Annotated in this window: 9 protein-coding genes and 1 pseudogene; 5 read left to right on the forward strand and 5 right to left on the reverse strand. The window is 63.2% G+C overall.

The features are described 5' to 3' along the window. Positions 1–41 precede the first annotated feature (41 nt). Together L288_RS41345 and L288_RS41350 are read right to left on the reverse strand one after the other, a co-directional pair. The gene (locus L288_RS41345; RefSeq protein ID WP_021240063.1) at positions 42–908 is read right to left on the reverse strand and encodes a DUF7146 domain-containing protein; all 867 of its coding nucleotides are present in this window, start codon (positions 906–908) and stop codon (positions 42–44) included. A gap of 61 nt (positions 909–969) precedes the next feature. Beyond that, positions 970–1296, reverse strand: a complete 327-nt coding sequence (locus L288_RS41350; RefSeq protein WP_007688082.1) for a single-stranded DNA-binding protein — start codon at positions 1294–1296, stop codon at positions 970–972. A gap of 79 nt (positions 1297–1375) precedes the next feature. Between L288_RS41350 and L288_RS42865 the strand changes: the two genes are divergently transcribed. The 5 genes from L288_RS42865 (at position 1376) to L288_RS41370 (ending at position 5925) form a co-directional block, all read left to right on the forward strand. Next, complete coding sequence (locus L288_RS42865; RefSeq protein ID WP_013041755.1) at positions 1376–1576, forward strand: hypothetical protein; 201 nt, start codon at positions 1376–1378, stop codon at positions 1574–1576. Between the two features lie 386 nt (positions 1577–1962). Further along, positions 1963–3051: a replication initiation protein gene (locus L288_RS41355; RefSeq protein WP_007688083.1), complete on the forward strand. Its 1089-nt coding sequence runs from the start codon at positions 1963–1965 to the stop codon at positions 3049–3051. A gap of 195 nt (positions 3052–3246) precedes the next feature. After that, complete coding sequence (locus tag L288_RS41360; RefSeq protein ID WP_007688084.1) at positions 3247–4449, forward strand: AAA family ATPase; 1203 nt, start codon at positions 3247–3249, stop codon at positions 4447–4449. A 47-nt stretch (positions 4450–4496) separates the two neighbouring features. Continuing rightward, positions 4497–5510, forward strand: coding sequence for a ParB/RepB/Spo0J family partition protein (locus L288_RS41365; RefSeq protein ID WP_013849890.1), 1014 nt, complete (start codon positions 4497–4499; stop codon positions 5508–5510). Between the two features lie 64 nt (positions 5511–5574). After that, entirely contained in the window at positions 5575–5925 is a 351-nt protein-coding gene (locus tag L288_RS41370; protein ID WP_007688086.1) for a hypothetical protein, read from the forward strand. A 44-nt stretch (positions 5926–5969) separates the two neighbouring features. Here L288_RS41370 and L288_RS41375 read toward each other — a convergent pair whose 3' ends face one another. The 3 genes and pseudogenes from L288_RS41375 to L288_RS41385 all read right to left on the reverse strand — a co-directional run. Continuing rightward, on the reverse strand, positions 5970–6653 hold the full coding sequence (locus L288_RS41375; protein WP_013041559.1) for an RES family NAD+ phosphorylase: 684 nt from the start codon (positions 6651–6653) through the stop codon (positions 5970–5972). Next, a complete protein-coding gene (locus L288_RS41380; protein ID WP_007686501.1) occupies positions 6653–7051 on the reverse strand; it encodes an MbcA/ParS/Xre antitoxin family protein in 399 nt (132 codons plus the stop codon). Before L288_RS41380 ends, L288_RS41375 begins: the two co-directional genes overlap by 1 nt. A gap of 96 nt (positions 7052–7147) precedes the next feature. Continuing rightward, a pseudogene (locus L288_RS41385) lies at positions 7148–7544 on the reverse strand (hypothetical protein); the annotation flags it as partial.

The raw sequence follows: 7544 nt of genomic DNA on the forward strand, positions 1-7544 counted from the left end.
GCATCAGCGCCAGGTCATCAGCCGGAAGGCTCCCTCCCCTTTCAATCCGCCTCGGCGGCCCGGCGGACACGCCAAGCATCATTCCAGTCCGCGTGCCGTTCCGGCAGCCGGAGCACCAGTTCGCGTCCATTGGCTGTGAGATGGGGGCGGGCTTTTTTGAGCATGGCGGCAGCGGCGGCACCGCGATCGCCATAGACGATGATACGCTTGACCCGTTCGGGGATGGCGACAAGCCCAAGGCGTTCGACCCCGCCCAGCGCCCAGGTGGGCGTTCCGAACCAGGCCATTGCTGAAAGGGCGTCCTCGATGCCTTCGGCAAGGCCAAGCTCCTCGCCGGCCGGCGCCAGACGAATGGCCGCGTCGCCGAGAAGGCCAAGGGCAATCTTCGGCTTTGGCATGGGTTTGTGCAGGATGTCGGCGAGATCGAGGCAGGTCCGCTGGACGGCGACAACCCCCAGATCATTCTCGACCGCGGCGATCATCGCCGGAAAGAACCGGCGGCGCTCACCGGCCCCGACGATGGTGCGCGGGTTGTAGCGCAGGCAACGCGGATAGGGAGGCGGCAGACCGCGCGCCGCCAGATAATCGGCCGCTGGAGATCCGGCGATGGGCTGGCTCGCCTTCCATAGGCGAAGTGCAAGAGCGCGATGGTCCGCGGCCGCCTTCGGGCGCGGCATTGTGAGCGGCTCCGCATCGTGAAGTTTGCGCCGGCGCAAAGCAGCCAGAACATCGCGCGTGTCGCAGCCGGCAAAGCAGTGGAACAGGATCGCCCGCTCGCCCAGGCGTACCGACAGGCTGGGACCATGATCGTTATGTGCCGGGCACCGGCATTCGCCGCGCGTACCGCGCCAGATCCCACCCAGGGCTTCGACAATGGCTTTGGCGCGATGGGGAGCAGCTATGGGCATCGACTAATCCTCGGAAGTGGTGGAGCGCCGCTGCTGATTGCGCCCTCCCCTCCCCGATATTTCACCCCGGCATGCCTTTGGGTGCCAGGATCCCGAATTCCTCGACGATGCGATCGGTTGTGTAGTGCGTCGCGCCGTCGCGTTCATAGGAGTTGTCCTTGAGCCGTCCGGCTATGCGCACGAGATCCCCGACTTGAGCCCGGTCGGCGATATGTTTTCGCTGGCCTTCGCTGAAGACGCTCACGCGGTTCCAGTGGCTGTCTTCCTGCCATTCGTTATCGTCACCCTTGCGGCGATAATTCGCGCAGACCGACAGCAGGGTGACTTTCGGCCGCGCGTCGATTTCCCCGATCCGGCCGATGATCTCGAACTTGGCGAAGTTGATCATGCACCCTCCATGCGCAAGGTCATTTGGCCGGCAGCCTATCGTAGGCGGCTAACTTCGCGTATCCCTCCAGGCGGGGGGATTGAACGATTGCATCAGGCGCGACGCCGATCTCTTTCTCAAAATAAAAAGAATCAAAACGCCGCTGCTCGCAGCGGAAGCTTTTCCGATTCAAAAGGATTCAGATTCAGGAGGCCGAAAGCACAGCATTTCTGCGGGTTTGAGCAAGCTTATCCTGACCGGACGGGGGATTTTGCCTGCCCTTCCGGGGGCGCTTCCCTGACCGATCGGGGGATGCAACCTGACCTGCTGGGGCCTTCCTGACCGTATGGGGGACAGCTTCCTGCTGGAGTGATTCGCTCGCCATAGCGTTCGTCAGGGACTTTCTTCGGCGTCCGCGCTGCCGTTTGCGCGGGTCCGGGCGCTTGGAAACGCGACTCGCCGCACTTCCTCATGGTTTGCTGCTTCGGAGCGAAGTTCCATCCTGACCTCTTGGGGGCCGAATCCGGTGTCTATCCTGCCCTGACTTGACGCGTAAGGACAGGTCAGGCAGATTTTCTCCCACGCTGGACGAATCGGCGCAGACTTCATGGCATGGATGACGAGCAAGCCCTAGATCACGCTGTAACGCCCTCCCCCACCGGCGATGACGCTTCTCCGGGACGGGCGATGCGGGTGGCTGCCGCCCTGCAGGCAAAGGGCGGTGACGAGTTCGCCAAGCCCGGCAGCATCGTCGAGGTCAAGTTCGTCAAAGGCCAGTCGCTTAGCCTGACTGCTTCGCGTTTGCTTGCGCTGATGATTTTGACCGCGGGCGGTGATGCCTGGGAGGACCGCCCGCACAAGATGCGAAAGGCGGACATTCGCCGCGGCCACAAGGGCAATGAGCGCATCTCGGATATGCTTGAGGAATTGCACCGCACGCTTTTCGCAGTCGACGACAAGTCCTGGCGCGGCAAGAAGGCGACGCTGCGCTTTTCGCTTATCTCGTCGTCGCGCGAAGAAGCGGAAGACGAAGAGGGCGCGGACGCTGGGTGGATCGAGTGGGAGTTCACGCCCGAAGCCCGAAAGCTGATCCAGGAATCGGAGACCTATGCGGTCCTGAACCGCCAGGCGGTGCTCGGCTTCCGATCAACCTATGCGCTCAAGCTGTACGAGATCGGGGCGCTGAGGCTGCATAGGCGCCAGTCGCTCTGGAAGGGCGACATGACGGCGCTGCGTGCGCTGCTCGGCATCGCGCCGGACGTCTACAAGGATTTCGCGCAGCTGCGCCGCAAAGTTCTCGAAAAGGCGAAGGCCGAAATCGACCAGCTCGCCCATTTTCGCGTGGAGTGGCGGGAGATCCGCCAGGGCAGAACTGTCACCGAAATCGAATTCCGCTTTGAGCCCAAGGATGCTCCGGCCCAAATCGCGACCGTGGATGAGATCGGTCGGCACTCTGCGGGCAGAAAGGCGCGGCGCGAGGACGAGGTGGAGACCGTTGCCGTCGAGGCTGTCACACAGGCGGCGGTGGCGGCCTTGGTGTCAAAGGATAAGGCTGGGGCAGGGGAGGTCACCTTCCCGAACGGCACGATCCGCTTTGGCTCGGACACGCTCGCGGCCATCGGCCGTTCGGCTGGCGGCGGTTGGGACATCGATCTCATTGCCGATGCCTATCGCGCGCAGATGGGCGAAAGGCTGGCGAAGCTCAAGGGCGCCAAGCTGATCGCATCCTGGACCGGCTTCTGCGAGAGTTTCCTGGCACGACGCGGGCGCCCCTGAGCCGAAATTGCACCGGTGCAATTTCGGGGTGAACTGCCCCCAAGGAGTCAGGTTGCGAGGGGGCGCAAAAGGTCTGCGGCGCAGATTGGGCAAGTTTCGCCCTTCGGGCTGGGCCGACTTGCGAAAATCAGCCTTCGATTGACCTAAAAGTGCAAATTGAGCTATGCCCCCTCTAGTTTCGCAAGGGGGCCTCTCTTGGCTGCATCACTCGACATTGAGGGCACGCAGGACCTGCTGTCCGTCTCGACGCTCGCACAACGGACCAGCTCTGTCCTCGAGCGGCTCCGCGACTCCGCGCGGAGTGCCCGGGCGGACGAGCGGCGCGAGCCGACGTTCCCGATTGGCAAGGCCGCGGAACTGGTCGGCCGAACCGCGGCGGCCATTCGCGAGGCCGAGAAGGACGGCCGCTTGCCGCCGCCTCCGCGAACCGAGAATAATCGGCGTGTCGGCTATACCCTGGCGCAGCTCAACGACATGCGCGGACTGTTCGGCACCCGGCCCTGGCGGGCCGCAACCGATCCCTGCTGCGTTATCGCGGTGCAGAACTTCAAGGGCGGGGTGGGGAAATCGACTCTTTCGGTGCACCTGGCCCAATATCTCGCGATCAAGGGCTACCGGGTGGCTCTCATCGATTGCGACAGCCAAGCGTCGGCAACCACGCTATTCGGCTATGTGCCCGACCTCGACCTGACCGAGGAGGACACGCTCTATCCATTCCTGCGGCACGACGACATGGAGTCGCTCGACTATGCCCTGCGCAAGACCCACTTCGACGGCCTTGAGCTTGTTCCGGCCAATCTGCGGCTGTTCCAGTCGGAATATGAAATCGCAGCGCGCATGGCGCGGGGGCAGGGGAACCTGATCGACCGCATGGCGCAAGGCATCGCGAGCATTGCCGATCGGTTCGATGTGGTGGTTCTCGATCCGCCTCCGGCGCTCGGCGCGATCTCGCTTTCGGTGCTGCGCGCGGCCAATGCGCTGGTGGTGCCGGTTCCGCCGACGGTGATGGACTTCTCGTCGACGGCGGCCTTCCTCGCCATGCTCGATGAGACCATAGAGACGCTGGCCGATCGCGGCTTGGCGCCGTCGCTGCAGTTCCTGCGCTTTGTGGCGTCCAAGGTCGATGAGAATAAGTCGATGCAGAAGGAACTGCTGAACCTGATGCGGACCCTTTTCGGTCACGCGATCGTCCGTACGCCGCTCAAGGATTCGGCCGAAATCGACAATGCAACGGCGCGGCTGATGACCGTCTACGAGCTGGACGGCCCGGTCACCAGTTCGACGGTGCGCAACCGCTGCCTTGCCTATCTTGATGGCGTGAACAGTGAAATTGAGGTCGACATTCGGTCGATGTGGCCGAGCCATTTGACGCGGCTTCGCAAGGAGGGACTCGCCTGATGCGAGCAAAATTGCACCGGTGCAATTCCGGGTAGAAGGGGTGGATGATGAGCAAGAAGAACGCCAACTTCGCGGCTGATCTGGTCGCCGGAATCGACCCGGGGGCGCAAGCCCCAGCGGCGCGGCGCCCTGGCATCGGTGCGAGCGTGCTGGCGGGCCGGGAAAGCCGGCTTGCCGAATTGGCGACGGGCAGCGTCGTCTCGCGCACCCATGAGCTTGTCGATCCCGCGCGCTGCCGAATGTGGGCGGGGCATAACCGCGAATATGCGCTCCTCAATGAGGAGCGGTGCGCCGACCTCATCGAGAGCATCAAGGCGCAGGGCAAGCAAGAAATGCCCGCCATCGTTCGCCGCGTGAAGGACGATCCTGCCTTCGATTTCGAGGTGATTTGCGGCGCGCGCCGGCATTGGACGATCAGTTGGCTGCGCGCCCACAACTATCCGGATTTCCGCTTTCTCGTCGATATCCGTAGCCTTACCGACGAGGAGGCCTTCCGTCTCGCTGACCTCGAGAATCGGGCGCGCGACGATCTCACCGATCTGGAGCGCGCGCGCGACTATCTGCGCGCGCTCGACGCCTATTATGAGGGGCGCCAGAAGGTGATGGCCGAGCGGATCAATGTCACGGAAAGCTGGCTCAGCCGCTATCTCGACCTTGCCCGGCTGCCGGCGGAACTGATGGCGGCCTTCGCCCTTCCGCAGGATCTCAGGATCAAGCATGTCACCGCGATCAAGCCTCTCTTGAAACCGGAGGATCGGCGGCAGCGTGTGTTCGCCGAGGCGGGACGTCTCGCTCAGGTGCAGTCCGATCGCGCAGCACCGATGCCGGTCCCCGATATCATACGCGCGCTCGCTCTGGCCGCCGATCCCCCCAAGAGGTCAGGATCCCCCAAGAAGTCAGGAAAGCCGGAAACGATCGTGTCCGAAGGGGGGAAACCATTGCTGAAAGTGGAGGCGGTGGATCGTAAGGGTCTCAAACTTACCTTGCTCCCGCATGCCGGTGGTACGCGGGCTGAAGCGGAGGCCGCGTTGAAAGCGCTGCTCGATCAGCATTGGAGCTAGGACAATCTTCAGCGGTTCTGAGACGTGAGAGTTTTGTCTTCACATGTTGAATATGGACTGCCCTATGACTGCAGCCTTCCAGGATGACATTCGCGAGAATGAGATCATCTCGCCCCGTCGTCTGGCGGAGCGCCTGCGCTTCTCCATGGCGCATTTGGCTCGCGTTGCTCGCCTGGATCCTAAGGCCATGACTCTGTATCCCTCCGCCCCGACCGTGCAGATTAAACTGGAGGAAATAGCCCGAGTTATAACGCGAGCGGCAGAACTTGCAGGCGAAGAAGGCAAGGCGGTTATCTGGTTCAAGCATCAACCCATTTCTGGAGTTGGGAAAACGGCCGCGGAATTGGTTGCGAATGGCGATATCGATATCGTCATGGAAGATCTCGATCGTATGGCTGCCGGGGTCTATTCCTGACAGGCGTCACTCAAGGCCGAAAGGTTAGCTTGTCCGCAGGACCTTTAGGCGAATGTCTTCTTCTCGTAGACGGTGACAATCGCCCGGCCATCCCAAACGTAGCACAGGTGCCGCTCCTGTCGGCTGTTGGCGAGTAGGCGAGGGCGGAACACCGCGGCGCACTCGCCGTCGGCGTCGCGCACGCTTTGGTACACGATGCCATCCGAACCTTGCTCACGCAGGTGCCGGCCAAGCGCCTGGCCGGCGGCATAGCTGTCCGGGGCGTAGAGGGCAGGGCGTTCATCGCGCAGGCCGCGAATATCGTGGAGCATGGCGTCCAGGTCGACCGCGTAGACGCGCATGTCGAGTTCCTGCGCCGGTTCGTGGGTGTACGCCATGAAGCGGGTTCGGTGATGGCGCGTCTCGGCAACCGCAGTCTCGATGGTGCTGGCAGCGTAGAACAGCCCGAAACTGCCGTCACAGAACCGGCTGCCATCGGGATTTAGGTGGGTGAACGCTGCCATGATCGCCGATGTTCCGGGTCCCGATACGCGGTCCTCCGGTGGGACGAGGGCGAGGTCCCCGACCTCGTCGCGAAGCCGGTCGTTGGTCATCGCCTCGATCGCATAGACCGCTTCCAGGTCGGCCGGATCCGCGACATCCTCAAACAGCGATATGGGCGGGAACCGGCTTGCGACGATCCGGTAGCACGGTTGCCACCGCACTTGCGTCGTCGCAATGGCATCCATCAGCCGCGCTGCGCGTCGATATATTGACGCACCACGTAGAGATCGGCGACATTGCCCGAGGCCATCCGCTCGATCGCCGGGCGTCCGGCGAACAGCGGCGCCTCATTGGGTTTGCGTACCCATTCGTTGGCGGTACGGGGCAGGAGCATCTTCAGCCCCTTGTAGATCCCCATGACATAGGAGATGCGCTCCAGCGCATCCTTGGGAATCGCCGCGACCGCGCCGCGCTTCCAGGTCTGGAAGGTCGAGCGGCTGTCGAGCCCGAGAAGCTTCATCTGCTCGGCTTCCTTGAGGTCCCAGGCGTCGGCAATGCGGAAAAAGGTGCGCAGCGCCGGACCGCTCAGATCCTTGCGGCTGGGCGCTTTGGCGGGGACGCCGGAATGGGCAGTTGTGGCCATTGGCCATCTCCTTCTTTCTCTGTCTATGTATGATATCTGTACATAACGTCAAGAAGAGATCAGTTTTCATACACGCCGAATGCGCGCGATGCCGCGTCAGGGATGGCCAGAACTGCCGGCGAGCAGCCGGTCGATCTCACCCATCGCCGCGTCGAACTCGGCAAGAGCCGCATGGGGGAGGGCGGTAGCCTGGTCCAAAGACGCCGGCTGCCCATCCCTTCCCGGTTCTTCGACGACCAGCAGGGCCTTCCCCTTGACCGTCTCCCGCCGTGCCATGCGCGCCGCCACAAGGGCGTCGCCGATCGCATAGGTGCCGCGCCGACTGATCCCGAACGCCCAGGTGATCTGATCGAGCCCGAGTGGCGCAAAACCAGCGAGCAGGATCCACACCTGCGGTGCCCGCGCGCTCGAGCGCAGGTGCCCCAACTGCTCGCGCATCAGCGCCGCGCGCCGCCGCGCTTGCGCGACCAGCTCGGCAAGCCGGGTCACGCTG

The organism is Sphingobium quisquiliarum P25 (assembly GCF_000445065.1).
GTDB lineage: Bacteria > Pseudomonadota > Alphaproteobacteria > Sphingomonadales > Sphingomonadaceae > Sphingobium > Sphingobium quisquiliarum.